We start from the raw sequence: 18,646 nt of genomic DNA on the forward strand, positions 1-18,646 counted from the left end.
CGATTTTCCGTGCTCCGCCGGAGGACGGGATCTTCCGGATTCCTCCGTTTTCCGCCACTTACCTGCCCTCGCCAACAGTGGCAGCGGCCGGCGGAGAATCGGACCGGATCTCGACGGCACCTGTCACTTTCGGTTTTCCTGAACGCGACAGGTCCATGTGCACGTCGTAGGTGAGGATCTGCTCCTCTCTTTGGTCAACACGCTGATCCATCCCGAGAATCAAGCGACTGATCGTCACCCTTGTGACAGCAGACTTTCCATCCGGACTGATCGAGGTGCTGTCGACGCGCTCGACTCGAGAATCGAACGCCTTACGCTTCTCATTCCATGTCCAGGACCAAATCTGGTTCACCGACGTCTGCATCTGTCCCAGAAATTCTGGCGACGCTGTTTCTTGCCAGCGTGCGAACCAGTCATCAGCAGGTTCGAAGTCCCAGGGCACGAACGTGGTCCACCCGACGATGAAATGTTGCGCAGTCGCTTCTGCCGCTTCGACGGAGTTCCCACGGATAGCTGTCGGTGGTGCGTACGGCGGCTCATACTCGTGCGGCGCCGATGGCTCAGCGCTGGCGGTGAAGCCAGGAATTGTTGCGGTGGTCGATGCGGACGACTCCGGGTGGTCCGCAGCCTGGCCGCCGCACGCTGTAAGGAACACGCCCATACACGCAATCGCGGCCGCGCGTTTGACGCTACTCATTGGCGTCCCCGTCGTCGGGTGACGCTGAATGCCCCGCGAACGCCGCCTGCTGTCAGAGTCAGGACCAGCCATCCAGCTGCTGCCAATGCGACGATGTAGCTCGCGTGCTGCGCGATATCGGAGGAGAATGTCCACGCGGGTGCAATGCCAGCGATCAACGCCAACACGACTACGCGGGTAGGGCGACTTCTCCAAAAAGTCTGCGCAGCAACCACGATGCCGCCAGGCGCAGCGGACAACCAAGTCGCGATCGTCGCTGCAAGCAACTGACCGTACTGACCCCAAGTCAGTGATTTCTCTGGGCTCTTCGGCCTATCGTTCATTCGTACGCACCTCCGATAGCCCTCATTCTGGCGGTCGCGGTTCCGGTCACCTCCCCTCATGCCCGCCACCGCGCGATGAGACCGCTGTGGCAGCGGTTTTCAGCCGTCTACAAAGCTCCGCCCAGGAGCGCGGCGAGCACGACGACAATCACGACCAGGCCTATGACCATCGGTAGCCACCGGCTGCTGGGCACACCGGCTATAGGAGGGAGATTCTGAACGAGTCCACGCAGGTTCATGGGATCGGATGCCCGGGCGTACTTGCTGCGAGTGTCGTCGTTCTCCTCGTCCTCTTCGGTCTGATGTTCTGCGTCCAAGGGCTCAGGTGCGTCCTGCCCGGCGACAGCGAGAACATAGCCCGGCGGAAGGTCTGCCTCGATAGCGGAGCGTTGCGCCTGCAATACCTCTCGGACTTGATCCGAGAGCTCCACGAGGGCAGCAGGATCGAGCGCGAGCACGACACGGCTGAGGGCGGTGCCGTCGTCGAAAGTCACCTGCAGTTCAGCCTCACGCGGATCGCTCTCGTCGTAGAAGATGCCGAAGTTCGTTCCGGCTACGGTCAACCCCTCTCGCCGGGTCTGCAGTGCAGCCATACGGGCATGCAGTTCGGTATCTGCGGGTATCGCGCCGTTACCGGGCAGTCGTGAGTCACCAGGGTTGTATTCGTTCATCGCTGCCTACTCTCAGTCGTTCCGGTTTCGAGCGCCGAGCATTGCTTCCCGGTATCCGGCCATGGCCTGCTCATGTGCTTGTCTGGTTTGTGCGCTTCGGACTGCTCTCGCACGAGCCCTGGACCCGGCACCTGCCAGGTTCCCGTCGCTCTGCTGAAGCCATCGATCTCTGGTCGCCGATGGGATTTGTCCGCCGTAGGTTCGCAGTGCCACACCACGGCCCGCATCGACTATGCGTCCGCCGGCTGTTCGCACGCCGCCCACGACCTGTCCGCCCAGCTGCTCGGCACCCGCGACGAGCGGGTTGTTTCGGACTGCAGCACCAGTGGCGGCCGCAGCGCGTCCAGCGCCACGTTTGACGCCTTGGACGACAGGCCGTGACAAGAATTCCGCCGCCTGCGCGGCCGCAGCAGCCTTCCCACCGCCGGGCTTCGTAGCGCTCCCCGACTGGCCTGAGCCTGACGGAGACGTTTTACCGGGGCCGGACGCATTCGGCCTCGACGGGGACGGTCGATTGGGGCGCCGCTGTGCGCGAGCCGGGCTCGCAGTCTCGTCTGTCTCGCCCTCCGCTTGCTTTCCACGTCCCGAACCGCCGCGTCGGCGAGCGGCCGCGGACATCACCGCTGCGGTGCTCAACGCTCCGAGAGTCGCACCTTGAACAGTCGAGGCAGCACCGACTTGTGCAGCACCTTCTGGCCGGGCTGCAGCTTCGATCTTCTTCATCGCAACCCACATGCACACCAGAACGGCGACACTCCACAGCAGCTTGAAACCTGTAGCGACGCTTGAGGTGAACATGATTCCGAGCATGAACACCATCAACGTGCACAGTACGGAATAGACGGTGGCCATCAGCAGTGCGTAGACGATGTCGTCTATCCAGTTCTTCATCATTTTCGACTTGCCCGGGAACGCCGCCCACACCAGTCTCATCGGCCCGAGGATGAACGCCACCAGCAACATCACGTGCCACCAGAGGGCAATCAGGGACATCGCTGCGATTCCGATGGAAGCGATCACGGTCCCGAAGAGAGCCGAGATGGCTTTCGCGACGTGCGGCATAGTGCCGCTGCCGGAGAACGCTGACAACGCCGCCGCCGCCTCGTCTGGGGTGAGATTCGATTTCCCGACGGGATCGTTGCCGTCAGACCCCGATATCTTGTTCAGGCTCGCGGCTGCGGCGTAGGTCGGATCGCAACTGCTGAGGGCTTCGAAGCTGTCATCGCCGTCAAGGCAATCGGCCCGGGCCCGGTCGATCGACGGGCCGCCGGTCTGGGCCAGCAGATAAGACCGCATGTCGTTGCAGCCGCGGTAGTTGTTGTAGCAGGGCAACCCGTCTTCGTCGCCGCTGCGACTGATAGCCCCTTCACGGGCGATGGGATTGCCGAAGCGGTTCGGCTCGGCAGGGGGAGTGATCGGTTCCTCGCCGGCCTTGCCGAATTGTCCTACCGCCCAAGGCTGGTAAACCAACGTTTCTGCGAGAACACAGGAGGTGAATCGGTGACCAGAGTCGGTTGCTTGCGCGCCCGGAAGTGCCTGCGGTGCCTGGCACATCAGGCCCTGTGCCTGCTGGTCCAATGTCCCGAACACGGTGTTGGCGATTGCGCTGCTGAGCGTTCCTCCGATGTGGTCTCCGAGAGAGGCGATCATGTAGAAGCCATTGCCGTCCGGTTTGGCCCAGGAAGCTACCGCAACACCGCCGTACATGACCCCCGCGACCATCGCCACCATTGCTGTCAGGCCCGCGTCTTGGATCCCTTGGCGCACCCCGCCTGCACTCGCTGCCCGCACTGCCATCGAAATGGCGGCGATGAGAATCATCACGCCAGCCATAGGGATGAAAAAGTAGTTGTATAGATTAGAGACAACGGGTGAAACATTCTGGTACACACCCTGAATCGGGTTCTTCGCCTGCGCATATTCTTTCAAGGCGATAGTCGCCTGCAGGATGTACACGTTCCCCTGCATGATCAGATTCCCGACCATCGTGGAGATCCAAGGCATCATCGCGCACGATTCTTCGCCTTCGGCGTTCAACTGCCAGTTGACCCACTTGACGCCTCGAAGCCCAGAGATCTCGTAGAGAGTGTACGAATCCATCGAATGATCGGTGGCCGTTGCAGCACGGGTGAATTGTGTTGCGTCCTTGGCGAAGTCTGGAACCTCCCGATTCCGGTTCTCGACCTTGCCGAGGTTGCGGTTCGACAAGAACCCTTCAGGACCCGTCCCGATGCCTTGCCCGCCGAGGTCAGGGCGCGTGATCGAGCACACCACGTCAGACATAGCGCCGGATGCGGCGCCACCGATTTTGTCCGAGACCCAACTGATCGGGCTGGCGTCCGCTGGAATCGGATTCGCGACAGCGATGGATCCGAAAAGAACGACCGAGATCAAGCCGTACGCCGTCCCACGGGCCATCCGAGTGACCCACCGGCGGCCCCCTGTGCGCTGTGGCCTTACCCGGGTGCCTTTCCTGTCGCGCCAGAGAACGATCGCGAGAGCTCCGAATGTGCCGGCCAGAAAGCCAGTTCCCGAAACTGTCGTGCTCGGCCACACCACAGACAGAGGGAAGGTCGCCATCAAGGTGCCGTGCGCTACTGCGACGGTCCATCCGCGGTGCACACCCGGAGAGCGCAACACATACGTCACGGCGAGAACCGCCAGCAAGCTGATCGGGTACAGGACGAGGAAATCGGTATGCACCATTGCGTACACCGGGCCCACTGCCACAGCCAGCGACCCGATCAACCCGATCCATGTCAGGGTCGACAACAAAGCGCCGGTCGCCTGAGGTAGCCGCCTGGCGCCGTACCAGATGCCTACAGCGCTGCCGCCGACGATGGCGAACGCGACCAAGCCTCGTGTGCCTGCGATCGAGAGCAGCCCAGCCACGGTGAACAGCGTCGCCAACGCGCGGACCACCCATTTTTCCAGTATTCGGCCGTATCGCGCAAAAAATGGATAGACCGCTGCCGGCGCCTGTGCCACCGTACTCAACGTCACCATGGGTGATCCTGTCGCTCGTCGATCATGATTAGTTGCTCAGGAGTTCAGCGAAATCGTCGAACTCGTAGCTGTGGTGGTCGTCGACGTCGGCGACGGCGATCGCCTTTGTACTGACACCGCTTCGGACGTGGTCGCGGGCAAGCGGGTTGATGGACCAGTCCATCGCGTCCGCCGAGATTGGAGTCGACTGCGCGTGGGCTGAGATAGTCGCGTTCGTCTCGGATGCGTTCGCGATTTCGACGAGCATCTGGTCGACCTGAACGACGCTCACCCGATTGTCGACGTCACGCATCACACACACGCCGTTACCCAGGTCGCCGCCCTTGGTGAAGGGCAGCAACCTTTTAGCCAGGGCGTCCCACTCCCCCTCGTTTGAATCCGAACGCTCTCGCAACAGCGCCAACGCCGACTTGGCCTCCGCGGTGCCCTTCTGCATGAACACGAAAACCGTTGAAAACTGATTTTGATCAGTCTCTGCAGCGTCGGTCATCGCCTGCTCGATCATTTGAATGTCTTTGGCCTGCTGGGAGATGAACACGACGACAAAGTTCAGTGACCGACCCTGGCGCAGAGCCCTCGAGATCAGTTCGCGTCCAGCCTGAATCGACGTCACGATGTATGCCTCGTCGATAAACAGAGCCCGAGGTCGACGCCCCCGCCGCTTGGAATGCGGACTGACCGATTCCGTTACGTCACCGAAGAAGTTGTTGATCCGGTGCAAGGCTGTGAAAATGGCTGCTGCAGCCTCACGTTCAGTATCGCTCCACTCCGCAGCAGGCTTTTTCGGGTCGGGCGGTGTGAACCGGAAAAGTGTGATGACAGTGCGACGTTTCTTGATGCTTCGGAAGCCAACAGACCTGTCTGCCTGGCCGAACAGCAGACGCGAGTAGGGATTTACGGAGGCACCTTCCAGCCGCGACTTCAACCCTTGGAGGCGTGACAACTCGTGTTTCGCCGGCAGCCGCGACGACCAGTCCGTATTGCCTTCGCCAGCGGCCTCGGAAAGGGTCTCAATTTCTTCGTATAGCGACGCGGACAGTTCCGTCAAGGTCGGAATGTAGCTCTCTCCGCTGCTCTCAGCACTGCGGTAGTGCTCCTTCATCGCATAGAAGCCCTGCTCCAAGCGATCCCGATCCGAACGATCAGGAATCAGCAACTCGAGCTGCGCACGGGCCAGCGCTTCACCGTCCTCGTAGGTGTCGGTCAAGGCCCACGCGCACAGCATTCCTCGCGGGCCGCCGAAGAGGTCGACAATGTCAGTTTCGTCCCAGAACTCTCGGTTGATCGGCTGAAACTTCGACTCAGGAGTGCCGAGAGTGCCGGCGCGGGCGTGGTTGGCGAAGTCGGGGTCGAGAACTTGCGGACCGAACGAGATGTAGTAGCAGAATCTTTCGATGTCGTTCTTCGGGTCGGCGGCCACCACCTGAGTGCCTGACTCTGACATCCAGAAGAACAACATCAGCGCGAGGGCAGATTTGCCGCCACCGGATGCGCCGATGATGCCGATTCCTGCTCCGTTGTTACGTGCGACCTGCACGTGGGGATCGAAGTGCACGACTGCGCCGTTCTCCATGCAGTACCCGATGGCGACGCCGCGCCACCCAAGTACCTGACCGTTGCGGCTCACTTCCACTGCGTCCCCGACGCTTGGTGACGAGTCGAGCCTGGCCAGTGCAAGCGCTTCGAGGTTCGTCCACCGGGTACCGAGGTCGTATCCGAGCGTGTCGTCGCAAAGGTTGACCTTGCCGACGTAGGTCGGATCAGGGTCACCCGGGATCTGCTCGCGCAGAAGCGCATGCTGAATGTTGAGCGGGACGTGCAGGGTGAAGTCGGTGAATGCTGCTTGCACGTCCTGGACGGCTTTGGTGAGTTCCTTTCGGGAGGGGCACGAGATGGTCAGTCGTAATTGCCCGATCATTGCGGGTGTAGGTTCGATGTCTAGTTCGCGTTCGAGGTCCAAAGCGTCGCCAAGCACCTCGGAGAATTTGGCGTCGTCGATTTTGCCTGCGCCACCGCGGTCTGTCGCTTCATCTTTGATGAGTCCGATACGACGTTTAGCAAGCTTCTTCCAGGCCTCTGATGTCATGAGCTTGTAGCGCCAGCTCACCTCGACCTGAAATGGCATCGCACGCAGCGCACGTCCCCATGCGCGGTGATAGTGGAACGGCAGGACGGAGTCTCCATCGGCGATTACTAGGGTCGTCGTGTAACTCTTCCGAGGCTCGTCCGTTTCAGGGAAGGGCTCTGTGATTTCAACGCAGTCCGTCAGATTGTGCGCGTCGAAATCGACGATCTGATCGAAATATCCTGCACGCCAGGGTCGTGTGGACTGATAGTCGCGATCAGTCGGTGGTTGAAAATGTCCGTAGAGGGGTTTACGAGTGAGCCAAACCAGATCAGCTCGCGTGACCAATTCGGCACCGGACGCAGACAGCCGTCCCAACAACGTGTCGACAGCGTCACGAAATGGGTCAAGATCACTTGACCGGAAGTGCTCTTCGGCGACGTGGTCTGCCTTCCCAAGGATCAGCGTCATCGGATCAGACATGCTCGGGCCTGAGAAAGTTCCCAGCCGAATCATCAGGACCCGCCGTGGTTCTGGTGTGGTCTCGGAGATGTGGGGGGCCACTTTTTTGGTCGTCAACGTCTGAAACATTTTCGACGGATCCCACATCGCTCGATCGAGTTCGTCTTCCCAACGGGAGGTGTCGACGGGCTGATAGCGGACCAATTCGTGGCAGATCAGTGATGCGTCGCGGCCTTGTTCAGCTTCGACCCACATGAGGAGTTGTTTGTAGAAATCGGTGGATCGGTCGAATGCGAATTCCTGCTGAGTGCCTGAGGTGAAGTCGTCACTGTTTCCAGGGAGAATCACGCCTGTCCACATGCCGTCACCGATCAGGAACAAGCCGTCCTCTGCGTAACGCACACCAAGACGCTGGCGATCCGTACCCCGTTTGGGGGCCTTCGACTTTTTGCCGCCCTTGTTGGTGAGCCATCGATTCGCGACCCAATAGCTGAGGCCAGCGAGGCAGACTCCGACCAACGCCACGATGATGAGGATCTTCATGGTCGCGTCTCCTGACCGTAGTTTGTTGAACTTGATGTTTCGAGTAATTGATCGAAGGTGACTCGCGCTTTCCGCTTCGGGAAGAAATCGCCGGTACCAACGGGTTTCGGGTCATAGACCGGCCGTTGCAGGGGTGTGTCGAGATTGACTCGCGCCCATTCAGGACGCCAGATGACCGCGGTCCACTCCAACTTTCCGGGGTTCTTATTCGATGTGCCGCCTGAAATCAGGTCGGGATTCTTGAAGATCCTTGCCCAAGACAGCCGAACGAACTGGAAAGGTGATTCGTGGCTACTCCCCCACTTCCATTGGGACAAAACATAAGTCGCGGCGAAGACGACCAACGCTCCCACAACAGCAGTGACAAGAGTTTGTCCGATGACGAACCCAATCGGCAGCAGTATGGCGCCAGCTGCCACGGCCACTACTCCAGATACCGCTGCAAGCTGCCCGTCGACACCGCCGATCGACGCAAGGGAAATATCTTTACCTAACTGCCACATGCGGTTTCGGTGATTCATCACATGTGTGCGGTCAAGCGCCTCCCGCCCTTCGGGCATATTCGTCCTCCGCTGCCGTTGTTGTCCGGTTTGATTTCTATGTCACTCGACTTGGCTGTTGCCTGCTCCGCCGCCACCGTTTCCGGGCACCGACTCACCGGCCTCGACCATGTATCCGATGAACAGGGGCCCACCGCCTAGGACCAGGCCTGCGGCGAGCACGCCAAGCAGCTTCTGAATGCTCGATCGCCACCCGCCTTCTTTCGCGGATGCCACGGCGATCATGATTGCGATGACGATCATCATCAGCACGAGCAGGGCGCCACCGATGACCTTCAACATGGTCGATAGATTTCCGATGGAATCGGTGATTCCGCTGGCTCCCTCAGCCACGACCAGGACGGTGCTGTGTGTTCTCATGGATCTTCCTTTCTCCTCTGCCGGCATCTACCGGAAGTGTTTGTACGACCGGCCTATTCGCCGTCGTTGGATCCTCGGGTCGAGGCAGCGCCGGGCACGAGATCGGTCGCCGATCCCAGGCCGGATCCACTACTCGCTGCGCCCTCACGGTCGACAAGACCCGCGCGAATGTCGGTGACTAGCCACTTGCCCGAGTTTCGGACGACGTCGACGCGGTATCCACTGGCCTGCATCGACTCAGATGCTGGAACATTCCATGTGACTCGGACCTCGGCGACTGCGATGTCCCCGTCTTGGTAGACGATCGCTTGATTCGACGCGGTGTTGGTGGCGCGCGGTGATCTCACCGTCACCTTCTCGATCTGCGGCTTCGTCACGACACCACCCAGACCGGTTCGTGCTCGCGGCCCGGCCGTATCTGCGAGGACGAGATTGAGCTGCCCGGCGTTCGAGGCACCCCATGCGGAGAAGAACGGAGCCAACAAAGAGTCCTTCACCTGGCCTGCGAGTTGCATATCCTCGGTCAGCTTCGCCTTCGCCGGTGGTGGGTTTTCCAGGCGCATCGGGGCGGACACCCCGACGTCGCCGACTATCCGTAAGTCGTTGCCGGTCTTGCCGGATTTCACCCAGACTGGAACGGACATGGTTTGGTATTGGCCATCCGCCATTGAAACGATGAATCCCAGGTAGGCGGCCTCACCGGTGGCGAATTCCGTGATGGGAGTTACGGTCCCGTCCCACGCGATCATGGTGGGTTCTTGCTGCAGGCCGCCTGATGTCCATCCACATCCGGGTGCGGTTCCCGGCGTTGACATCGCTTTTAGGAGTTGTTCTCGCTTTTTCACAGCTTCGACGTCGCCGTGGGTCAAGCACACTGTGAGGTATTGCTGTGCAAATGCTGTCGCCGCGTTGGTGGGGAAGGTGGTGAGTCGATATGCGGCAGCATCGGAGGGCGAGATTGCGCCTTCGGCCGGCACCGCTGAACGCCCGACGGTGACACCGATGATCAAACCGACAACCGCAACGAACGCGAGGGCTGAGCTGCTGAGTGCCAAAGCTTTCCGGCCGCGGTATCGACTTCCGAGGACACCGGACTTGCCGACTTTGGCGATGTCGAAGTCGACGAGCTGAACTCCGTGTTGGTCGTACAGATCAGGTATTTCGTCTGTTTTCCCTTTGCTTCGAGGTAGCAGCGAGGAGCCCCTACCGAACCAGCGCTTCTTCGTGGGGGTCTTGTCGGCGTTCTCTCCGGTGGCAGCGCTGTCCACAGCGGTGTCGGCATCCGGGTCAGATACCTGACGGCCAAGGTCGTCGACGAAGATTCGTTTGCCGGCCGAGTCCTGCAGTTCGTTTCCTGCCTCGTCGGACGCTACGAACACTCCGTCGCGGTGATTGAGCATCCACTTGTAGACGCACTCGTCACCGTCGTAGTCCCAGTTCGGGTTTGGTGCGATTGCAGATTCGAGCACGGGTGCCACAACGCTGGCATGGTCCTTCTCCATACTCGGTCGGTGCATCTCATCCTGCGAAACTGGTTCAGGGCTTCTCCCGAGCAGCTGGTCGACACTGGCCCGAATGGAATCTCGTGCGGGGTTGTACATGCCGTAGATACGACGCACCGGGATCCGCTTGTCGTCGCGTGCGGGATTGAACCCGTCTGGCAGAACAACCGCGAGCCGGCCATCCAGTTCGGCGTCTTGCGACACACTCGCCCCTTCCGTCATGATGAGGCATCACTGCAGGTAAAGGCATGAATTTGAGCCCTCTGTCTGTGATGCAACTCCGATGCTGGAAACGATAGAGGACGGTGTTCCGGTCATCGCCGGATTTTGTAACTGCCATCCCTCATGCAGATGGGACGGCTGCGGGTAACACGCGATTCCGAATTCCTTGACCTGCGGTTCTTGTCTGCAGGAGGCAGACTGCCTGCGCTTGAGGTGATCCGGCGTGGCTTCTCTTCGCGCTCGTTCTCGGCATCGCGCTCGTATTCTTCAACCGCGCAGATTTCGTTCCGACGAACCCGGCGGACGCGCGGGCTGAAGCAAGCGCATACGACGCGATCAACCCAGGGAGTGAACTTCCGCATGTGATCACGGCAAACGAGAACTGCGCCAACTACCCGGACTACCCGTGCTTCAATCCTGTGAATTTTGCACTGACAAACGTCATTCCGGCATCGAACTCGAACTGGCGACCTGATTGGACAACGAGCTCACAGGCGTCAGTCCTCGTGACCTGGCGGTTTCCGGTCCTACGGATTTCCTCCTGGATATTCACCGCGATCCTTGTCGCTGGAGTGACCGGATTGCTTCGGAAGACGTGAGACTGAGCGGGCAACGCCTCATGGAAAGACGGCGATCCTCGCAACTGCTGGTGCGCAGGACTTTCCGGCGGAGAAATCGTGAATGGTATGAGATCAGTAGGGCCCAGCGTCGAAGGCCCGGGCCCTACTCGGTAAAGAACGCGAGGTCAGCGATCTCGCGGGTCAGATGCGATCAGGGCATCCCATCCAGCGGGGTCGGGCGCGGGTGGCACATCTTCGTAGACGTCAAAGGTGGCGCCGGCATCGTAAGGGTCGGCGTAGAGATCTTCCGGTGGCGGCTCACCAATAGCGGAAACGTCCGCCGTGAACGGTGTCGGTGCGGCCTTCGGTGTTACATCCACCTTCGCATCGGAATTGTCGACGATCTGATAGAGAAGCGAATCCGGCTTTGCCAGTTCGGCGTTGAGCCCTGCGCCAAGTTCGCGGGCAGCGTCACGCATCTGTTGGATCACTTCGGGATCAGCGTCGAATGGGTTGTAGCCATGGGCTGCTTCCAGGACTGTCACCATCTCCAGCACCTCGTACCAGTTGTTCGGGCCTTCCGGCGCGGTGGTGTGCACGGACTGCAGTTTCGGATCTTTGGTCACGAACAGCATTTCCCGCTGGTCTCGGTCCAAGGCTTGTGCGGTGCCGACCGGGATGCGATTCTCCTGTTGCTCGGCGCCACGCACCTTCTTCGATTCCGATGCCCCAGTGAACAAACGAAAGCGATTGTTCGACACTGATGTCTCGTTCGTTGCGTACTGCTTGGTGACGGACCCTGAGAAGTCGGATACCTCCTCGTCATCGTCGCGACTTCCGATCTGCAGTACAAACAGGTTGGCGATCAGCCCCAACAGTCGTTGCAACCACACTCCCTTCCCATCATCGATCGTGCGGATGTCCGACAGGGACTGGGTGGATACGACAACACGAATGCCGACGTCGGCGCTCTTGTTGATCAGGTTGATCAGGGCCTCCGCTGATGCTTGATTCGCTGCTGAGCCGAGTTCTTCGATCTGTACGACGAACGGTGGCCACGGGGTGCTGTCGGCACCGCCAAGAGGTACACCGAGGAATGCGGCTACCGCAGCCTGCCGACCTCGTAGGGTCGCCACCGCATTCTGCAGATCAAGCAGGATCATCGTTCCCATCATGGCGGCGAAATCCGGATAGATCTGCGCGGGCAAACTGAAAACTACGATTTCACCGCGCAGAATCGCACGAATCAGGTCGATTTGACCGGCAGGCGCTCGACCGGTGCCGAAGGTTCCGGGATAGAACGCCGAGGAATTGACGTAAGTGGAGGCCAGTTCGCGAGTGGAAGAGACGGCTTTCGCGACAATGCTGCCTGATTTCTTCAACTCCGCGCTGACCGCCTGCACCCGTCCGCGAAGCGAGTCGATCCGAACCTCCGCATCACGTTCGGACAGGTGCGGGTAGTACTTGAGCACCGTGCCGACGCTGAGTGCCTGTGCTTGCCGCTCCAACTCCCCGTCGGTCGCCGTCGACAGCATCTTCGTCAGCACTTCCAGCGAAGAGATGCGGGTCTTGCCGTCTTGGCCAACAGTCCTGTCGAAACCAGTCAATGCTGCTATGTTCCAAGCTAATTCGCTGACCTCCTGCGCTGACCTCAGGTAGGCGGCGGCGTCACCGTCTCGCGGTACGGATTTGAGAAACATCTCGGCTTTGGACTTCCCATTTCCTCGCGCCAATCCGTCATAGCGTGCGGGGACTGGCGGCGCATAGGGATGCAGTTGCGGGTACTCGCCGCTGCCATTGGGTGGAAGCAGGGAGAAATGAAGGAACGATCGGCCCTCCTGCTGTGCGAGCCGGGCCTTCTCCTTTACGACCGCGTCGTCGCCTTTGTAGTCGATCGTCACCGAACCACCGCCAAAAGTCCGAACTTGCTGGTCGCTGATCGACGACGCCAGTCGGGTCTTACCCGTGCGGGATCCGCCGACGATAAGCGTGGCGTTCTTAAAACTATTGAGGGGGCGAAGTACTGGCTGCCCGTACCGTCCGAGGCCAACTGCGACAACCGGCCCTAAGCGAGATTTCCACATATCAGCCCCTCAGGTAGTGCCCGGAGGCAACTTTGTTTCGTTCGATGTCACGGCGCCGACGATCGAGGATCCCCACGGGCCGCATGTTGGAGTGCTCCGCGCCTTCGATTCGGCCTCTTAGCGCGCGTGGGCGGCTACGGAACAGCACGATCAAGACGGCGGCGAGCGCGAAACCTACTGGCACGCCGAACCACAACTGGGTCCAGATGACGTGCAGGATGCTCATGTCAGCATTTGCCCGCGACCAACCGAGTAACCCTGAACTGTCTGGCGGTAGATTTGCGGCCGGCCTGTGGAGCCAGATCCGGGTGGTGAAGGACGTCGACCAGTACAACCAGGTAGTCAGGGAGAAACCAGCGGCGGCGATGCCGATGATGGAGGTCACCGCCGCCCATATCGTCCACATCTTGACTCGTACACGCCGGATCTCGAATGCCAAGACTGCGAACACGATTGCCACGACAACGCCGGGAACCGCGGCGAGAGCTGCGAGGGCCAGCACCGCTGCAAACAACCGTGACTGTGCGTTCGAACTCGACCCCGACTCTCGATCACTGTCCGCGCCAATCGTTTTACCCATGAATTTGCGAACCTCCCGAATGCGGTGTGTCTCCGATTTCGCGATCATTCCACGAGGGGTTCCGGTGCCTGGCGGATTCGCATCGCTGCTGGTCCGCCTGTGTTGAGGGGCCGGGCAATTCGTGCCGCACTCTCACGAACCATTTTCAGATAATGGTGTGTCGCTGCAGCCCGCAGCGGAAATCAACCCATAGCCTTATCCGAAAGGTGTCGGCAGTGATGTAAAGTCACCGACATCGGAGATGAAACCACCATCTGAGAGGCGTGCCATGCCTGCAAATTGCAGCGCGGCCGGTAGCCGCGGACGACCGTCCAAGGGCGACCGGCAGTTTATTGCCACCCGCGTCCGCGCGGATGTCGATTCGTCGATCCGATCCATCGCCGACAACACCAAGACCCCGTTCGGTGACGTCGTGGGCACCATGCTGCTCATCGGCACCCGACACATCGACCAGTTCGACGAAGTCTTCAGGGAACTGCTACCGCTGACACGCACCACTGTCGACGGCCAGGTGCAGTTCGACCCGAGCGCCCATGACGCCATCACCAGCATCACAGGCCGCGCTCCGACCCCCGTCGAAACCCGCGCCCGAGAAATCCGCTCCGCGCTCTCCCCTCACGGGAAGATCCCGATGATGCTCGTGTTCTCGACGCTCCTGACCATCGGCGTACGCAACTGCGAGGGCGATGCCTTCACCGGTGCGCTCGCCGACATGTACGAACTCGCACTCGACCCGAAGCTCGCACGCAAGATGCTGAGTGAGAGTTCGATTCCCCGCCGTCTCGAAGAGCAGGGGGTATTGGCGCTGGCTATCTAGTCTCTGCGCCGATGACGGCGCCCCAATAACTCAATATTAGGGCACCACAGAATCAAGCATCTCAGGGCAAAAACACACCCTGACATGCACGAAACCCCGCTCTTGCAGGAACGGGGTTTCGAGTATTCGAGTTAGGTCGGCCGAGTTGGAGCTCGGTGATCCGACATGGTGTCCCTCCCACCAGAAGGGACTCACTTGCTACGTGATGTCCAGGGTACAAGCACGCCCCGGTGTGCGTCCACTTCCCTGCCCAATTCGGGCGGGTCGGTCACACCTACCGACCCCGACAACTGCACATTCGCTACTACCGTTTTCGACACGGTGCGCAGCTGGTCGCCGCGCCTCACCATCCGCGTCGACACCGCCGGCGAACACACCTACGCCCCCACCCGGATGCCTTCCCAGGCACCGGAGGTGCCGTGGGCTCTCTACCTCGCAGACTCGCGCGGCCGCTTCCGGCTGCTGTGCCTCGACTTCGACGACAGGCAAGGTAACCAGCCCGGCGCTGCACGCAGAGCCGCCGAACAAGTCAGTCGTCGACTACACCAACTCGACACCCCGCACCTACTCTGCGCCTCCGGCGGCCGCCACAGTCGGCACCTGTGGATCCGACTCGCCGAGACCGTCACTGCCACACAAGTTCGTTCACTCGCAGCGGCGTTCACGCAGAAGTACAAAGACACCTTCGACGCCTCCGGCCTCCTCAACCCCACATCCGGTTGCGCGCGCGCACCTGGATCACCCCACCGCTACGGCGCGCCATCACAGCCACTGAGAACTGCCGGCCGAAACGCCGCCGACGCACTTGCATGGGCCGACACCGGCGCTGACCCCAGCGTCGTCGACAACCTCACCGCATGGGCGGGCGGCACCATCCCAGCTTCCACGCGTACAGACCGCCATTGCGATTCCGTCACCTTGACGAAACGGCTGCGGACAATCGACTGCACCCGCGGAATGATCCCCGGCACCACACGACCACTCCCCGAACACATTCGGGCTCTCGCACACACCGCCCCGTCCGCATCCGCCGACACGTCCCGAATCTCGTGGTCCATCATGTTGTCCGCCGCGCACGCACACTGGTCCCTCGACGACATCACCGCTGCTGCGCTCACCGACCAACTCCCCGGCCTCGAACACCTTCGCACTGAATCTGGCGGCGCCGGACATGGCGGCCGCAGAACACGGAAGACCCCCCACGATCACATCGCACACCAGTGGGAGCGCGCCCTGAACGCTGTAGCAGCCGCACCAGCTACTCCCAAGGCCGACGTCCTCAGTCATGCACGCAAACACGTCCGTGCCGCGCTGGCGACCGCCGAGAACACGCCATTCTTCCGTGGATCTGCACAAGGCTTCCGCCGCTGGGCAGCACTCGCAGTGATCGCAGACCTCATGTACCGAGCTGACAGCACCGACGACTTCGAACTCGACGTACGCCGCTGGGCAATCGCGGCCGCCACCACCAAAACTATCCTCGCCGCCACCGTCTGGGAGCTCATAGATGCCGGCTGGCTCGTAAGAACCCGTCCACATTCAGGCCCGAAGGCCGCCGCATACCGGTTAGTCATACCTGCAGTCCAGAAGGTCGGACACAAGGTTACCCACCCCCTGCCCCTTGCTCCGGAACACGCTCTCGAGCGGTCCCGGGCATACCTCAATCACTTGGGTCGTGATGTCTGGCAACACCACAAGCTCGGACCTGTAGCCGCGATGGTCCACTGGACCCTGAGCGTTGCCCCGGAATTGTCTCGGGCTCGGCTCCGACACACGACGGGCGTTTCGATCGATGTGTTTGAGGGAGTTCTGACCGTGCTGACGGCGAATCGTCTGATCCATCGCGGGCAGGCGGTGAACCGCGAGCGCGTGTATGCAGGTGTCGCAGGCTATCTGGGTGTCGCAGGGATGCTCGAACGTAGACAGACCAGGTATCGCCGCGAGTCGAAAGTCTGGGCGTGGTGGTGCAGCGAGATCGAATGGCGCGCAGCACCAGCGACGGCGAAACCGTCCTCTCCGGTGCGAGACCTGTACGGGCGCTTCCCGACCTACAGCGGCGGGCACTGCGATTGGTCAGCCGCAATGCGCCGAGTCGCGGCTGTAGAAACACAAGGCGCGAAGGCCTCGACACACACAACTACGAGCACACCGTAAGACCCACCAGCGGATGAGTGCCGCGGGCCCGAACATGACTTCGTACTGTTGGGCAGACACAGAGAAATCGAAAGGAGAGACAAGATGGCATCAACGATCACAACCGCGAACGGATCAAAAATCTACGGCCCAGGAAAACTGTCGGACGAGCGACTACAACACGAACTAGCCTTACGCCGGCGAGCGAACCGGATACCTGCACGCCGCCGTTCAGACGGCAAAGGCGGACGCCGACAGCAGCGTCGCACGGCCGCTGCTGTCTAGCCGGCCGAATCCCCCTTAGCCTCATCGCCGACGCTTCAGCCGGGTAAAGAATCGGTTAGGCGACTTGGCGAAAGCTCACCGATGAGGTTGCGACGGCCGTTAAACTCAGCCACTCAACGAGCGGTGTAGGCCTGCAGCTGTCCATGGGAGATAACAAATGAGCACAGAGACAGGCCCATTCTTGTGGCCAAGTACGCCCGGCGATCCGTTTCATGGACCGTTCGATCTGAACTCGTATGTCCATTCGTGTGTGAGTCCGACACCTGCAGAGACTGATTCAGCTGGTGGACTTCAAGCTCGGATCGAGCAAGTCTATGCGGAAGGCAGAGTCGCAGACTCGCTTAATTTTCGCTACCGAATGGCCGCAGTACTGCTCGCAGATCCGCCGGCCAACGACTACGACGCAATCAGCAACTGGGTTGAAATAGCTCGAAGTGCGACTTACCTAGGTCGATTCGATGAGGCTTCAAGAGCACATGCTGTGTCGATCTACTTGATGCGGCGCACACCAGTTCCGAAGGTGGCGTACGTGCCCCGCCAAGTTGCAGCCAATAGCGCGATCGCTTTCGCAACGGGTCAGTATGAGCGCGGATCGGAATTGTTGCGTCTCGCAGAGCGAGAGATGATCGATGCTCAAGGCGGCGATCAGATTGTGGCGGCTGCGCACACAGCAGTCCTGTACGCGCGAGAAATCGAAAATCTGGCTCGGCCAGCGACGACGTCCTCGACTGATTCTCAACCAGTTGATTTGCAGATCGCGCCATACTTGTACAGCCTCGGTGCAGGTCTCTTGACGAATGTCGTTTCAGATCCCCCGCGCATCGAACCATCGGACGTGTTCGACCGTGCCGGAAAGCTATTCGAGGCGAATGACAACTTCGCTGCGGCAGAAAAATGCTACGTCGCAGAGGCAAGCTATTTGCACGGAGCTGGGCGTCATCTGCAAGCTCATGCGGCGTTTATGAAGTCTGCCCGCATGGCAGAGCGGCATTCCGCAATCCCGAAATACTCAATGCGATACTGGGCCGCAAGCACAGCACTCACTTTGAAAGATCGGCCGCTGTTCGCTGAAGCACTCGACTCGATCTCTATCGGGTTAATCGATGATCCTCACTATTTCGTCATGTTCGTGTTCTTGGAGTCGGAAATGATTCGGATCGTCGACACTGACTGGGTTCGTGCCGCACAGTACGTCGACGACCATCTCCCCCGCGCGCTGGAACTCACCGGCTACCGTTCGGCACCAGACGACATGCCAAGCGCAACACCTCATGAACGTGCAACGATTCCCTACCTCGGTGGTCTATTCGCCAATCGACTGCCGTTGGCCACCGCAACCGAATCCAGCCGAATCGCAGACGCCGTCACCGCTGCGCGACTGTATGCCAGGGGAATACGGGACGGGCATCTCGACCATCTTCACGCCGAAAGCGGAGGTCACGAGCGGAACTTGGAACTACTTTTCCAAGACCTAGCGCGCTGTACCTATTCCGGTGCGGCGGTCCTCGTGGCGCGGGATCAGGCACTCGATTACGTCAAGGGGGAACTGCAGGATGCAGCGCTGGAACAGTTCTCCGAAATCGCCACGACAGCAGCGAATAATGCCTACGATTTCGCCGTCAATCTGATCAGTGGATTCGGCAACTAGGTGTACTGACCGGACACGTTGATCGATAGACAAGTCGCCACTTGTGACAGAAGGCCACGCTTGTCTATAGTGTGGGTATGACAGTTTCACTGGATGTTGCCCTGCCGCGCACGGACCTGTCGGCGCGG

General features: G+C 60.4%; 13 protein-coding genes. 3 read left to right on the plus strand and 10 right to left on the minus strand.

Features of this window, described 5'->3' with window-relative positions; all coding sequences use genetic code 11:
- Nucleotides 1-58: 58 nt before the first annotated feature.
- The 10 genes from G9U53_RS31790 to G9U53_RS31835 all read right to left on the minus strand — a co-directional run bounded on the left by G9U53_RS31790 (nucleotide 59) and on the right by G9U53_RS31835 (nucleotide 13,635).
- On the minus strand, nucleotides 59-442 hold the full coding sequence (locus tag G9U53_RS31790) for a hypothetical protein (RefSeq protein WP_165639910.1): 384 nt from the start codon (nucleotides 440-442) through the stop codon (nucleotides 59-61).
- Nucleotides 443-693: 251 nt separating this feature from the next.
- A complete protein-coding gene (locus G9U53_RS31795; RefSeq protein ID WP_165639911.1) occupies nucleotides 694-1,020 on the minus strand; it encodes a hypothetical protein in 327 nt (108 codons plus the stop codon).
- 107 nt (nucleotides 1,021-1,127) lie between these two features.
- Nucleotides 1,128-1,691 carry a hypothetical protein gene (locus tag G9U53_RS31800; RefSeq protein ID WP_165639912.1) on the minus strand — a complete coding sequence of 188 codons (564 nt, stop codon included), beginning with the start codon at nucleotides 1,689-1,691 and terminating at the stop codon, nucleotides 1,128-1,130.
- 12 nt (nucleotides 1,692-1,703) lie between these two features.
- Complete coding sequence (locus G9U53_RS31805) at nucleotides 1,704-4,697, minus strand: hypothetical protein (RefSeq protein ID WP_099698683.1); 2,994 nt, start codon at nucleotides 4,695-4,697, stop codon at nucleotides 1,704-1,706.
- Between the two features lie 28 nt (nucleotides 4,698-4,725).
- Nucleotides 4,726-7,767, minus strand: coding sequence for an ATP-binding protein (locus tag G9U53_RS31810; protein ID WP_099698682.1), 3,042 nt, complete (start codon nucleotides 7,765-7,767; stop codon nucleotides 4,726-4,728).
- Nucleotides 7,764-8,327: a hypothetical protein gene (locus G9U53_RS31815; RefSeq protein ID WP_143542724.1), complete on the minus strand. Its 564-nt coding sequence runs from the start codon at nucleotides 8,325-8,327 to the stop codon at nucleotides 7,764-7,766. The genes G9U53_RS31810 and G9U53_RS31815 overlap by 4 nt, the downstream gene beginning before the upstream one ends.
- A gap of 42 nt (nucleotides 8,328-8,369) precedes the next feature.
- Nucleotides 8,370-8,687: a hypothetical protein gene (locus G9U53_RS31820; RefSeq protein ID WP_064113437.1), complete on the minus strand. Its 318-nt coding sequence runs from the start codon at nucleotides 8,685-8,687 to the stop codon at nucleotides 8,370-8,372.
- A 53-nt stretch (nucleotides 8,688-8,740) separates the two neighbouring features.
- Nucleotides 8,741-10,393 carry a conjugal transfer protein gene (locus G9U53_RS31825; RefSeq protein ID WP_165639913.1) on the minus strand — a complete coding sequence of 551 codons (1,653 nt, stop codon included), beginning with the start codon at nucleotides 10,391-10,393 and terminating at the stop codon, nucleotides 8,741-8,743.
- Nucleotides 10,394-11,156: 763 nt separating this feature from the next.
- On the minus strand, nucleotides 11,157-12,872 hold the full coding sequence (locus G9U53_RS34295; protein WP_165639914.1) for a TraM recognition domain-containing protein: 1,716 nt from the start codon (nucleotides 12,870-12,872) through the stop codon (nucleotides 11,157-11,159).
- Between the two features lie 184 nt (nucleotides 12,873-13,056).
- Nucleotides 13,057-13,635 (minus strand): hypothetical protein, encoded by a 579-nt coding sequence (locus tag G9U53_RS31835; protein WP_165639915.1) that lies wholly within the window; start codon nucleotides 13,633-13,635, stop codon nucleotides 13,057-13,059.
- A 268-nt stretch (nucleotides 13,636-13,903) separates the two neighbouring features.
- Here G9U53_RS31835 and G9U53_RS31840 point away from each other — a divergent pair, with 268 nt between their 5' ends.
- From G9U53_RS31840 to G9U53_RS31850, 3 genes are all read left to right on the plus strand, one after another.
- On the plus strand, nucleotides 13,904-14,452 hold the full coding sequence (locus G9U53_RS31840) for a hypothetical protein (protein ID WP_047269201.1): 549 nt from the start codon (nucleotides 13,904-13,906) through the stop codon (nucleotides 14,450-14,452).
- Between the two features lie 321 nt (nucleotides 14,453-14,773).
- Complete coding sequence (locus G9U53_RS31845) at nucleotides 14,774-16,606, plus strand: hypothetical protein (RefSeq protein ID WP_165639916.1); 1,833 nt, start codon at nucleotides 14,774-14,776, stop codon at nucleotides 16,604-16,606.
- Between the two features lie 421 nt (nucleotides 16,607-17,027).
- Complete coding sequence (locus G9U53_RS31850) at nucleotides 17,028-18,518, plus strand: hypothetical protein (protein WP_165639917.1); 1,491 nt, start codon at nucleotides 17,028-17,030, stop codon at nucleotides 18,516-18,518.
- The last annotated feature ends 128 nt before the right edge of the window (nucleotides 18,519-18,646 follow it).

It is taken from the genome of Rhodococcus sp. D-46 (genome assembly GCF_011290655.1).
Taxonomy (GTDB): Bacteria; Actinomycetota; Actinomycetes; order Mycobacteriales; family Mycobacteriaceae; genus Rhodococcus_F; species Rhodococcus_F qingshengii.

What these genes read in the sequence shown, in the direction of transcription:
- G9U53_RS31795 (WP_165639911.1), bottom strand. Translation starts at nt 1,020, where the DNA reads ATGAACGATAGGCCGAAGAGCCCAGAGAAATCACTGACTTGGGGTCAG.
- G9U53_RS31800 (WP_165639912.1), bottom strand. Translation starts at nt 1,691, where the DNA reads ATGAACGAATACAACCCTGGTGACTCACGACTGCCCGGTAACGGCGCG.
- G9U53_RS31805 (WP_099698683.1), bottom strand. Translation starts at nt 4,697, where the DNA reads ATGGTGACGTTGAGTACGGTGGCACAGGCGCCGGCAGCGGTCTATCCA.
- G9U53_RS31810 (WP_099698682.1), bottom strand. Translation starts at nt 7,767, where the DNA reads ATGAAGATCCTCATCATCGTGGCGTTGGTCGGAGTCTGCCTCGCTGGC.
- G9U53_RS31815 (WP_143542724.1), bottom strand. Translation starts at nt 8,327, where the DNA reads ATGCCCGAAGGGCGGGAGGCGCTTGACCGCACACATGTGATGAATCAC.
- G9U53_RS31820 (WP_064113437.1), bottom strand. Translation starts at nt 8,687, where the DNA reads ATGAGAACACACAGCACCGTCCTGGTCGTGGCTGAGGGAGCCAGCGGA.
- G9U53_RS31835 (WP_165639915.1), bottom strand. Translation starts at nt 13,635, where the DNA reads ATGGGTAAAACGATTGGCGCGGACAGTGATCGAGAGTCGGGGTCGAGT.
- G9U53_RS31840 (WP_047269201.1), top strand. Translation starts at nt 13,904, where the DNA reads ATGCCTGCAAATTGCAGCGCGGCCGGTAGCCGCGGACGACCGTCCAAG.
- G9U53_RS31850 (WP_165639917.1), top strand. Translation starts at nt 17,028, where the DNA reads ATGAGCACAGAGACAGGCCCATTCTTGTGGCCAAGTACGCCCGGCGAT.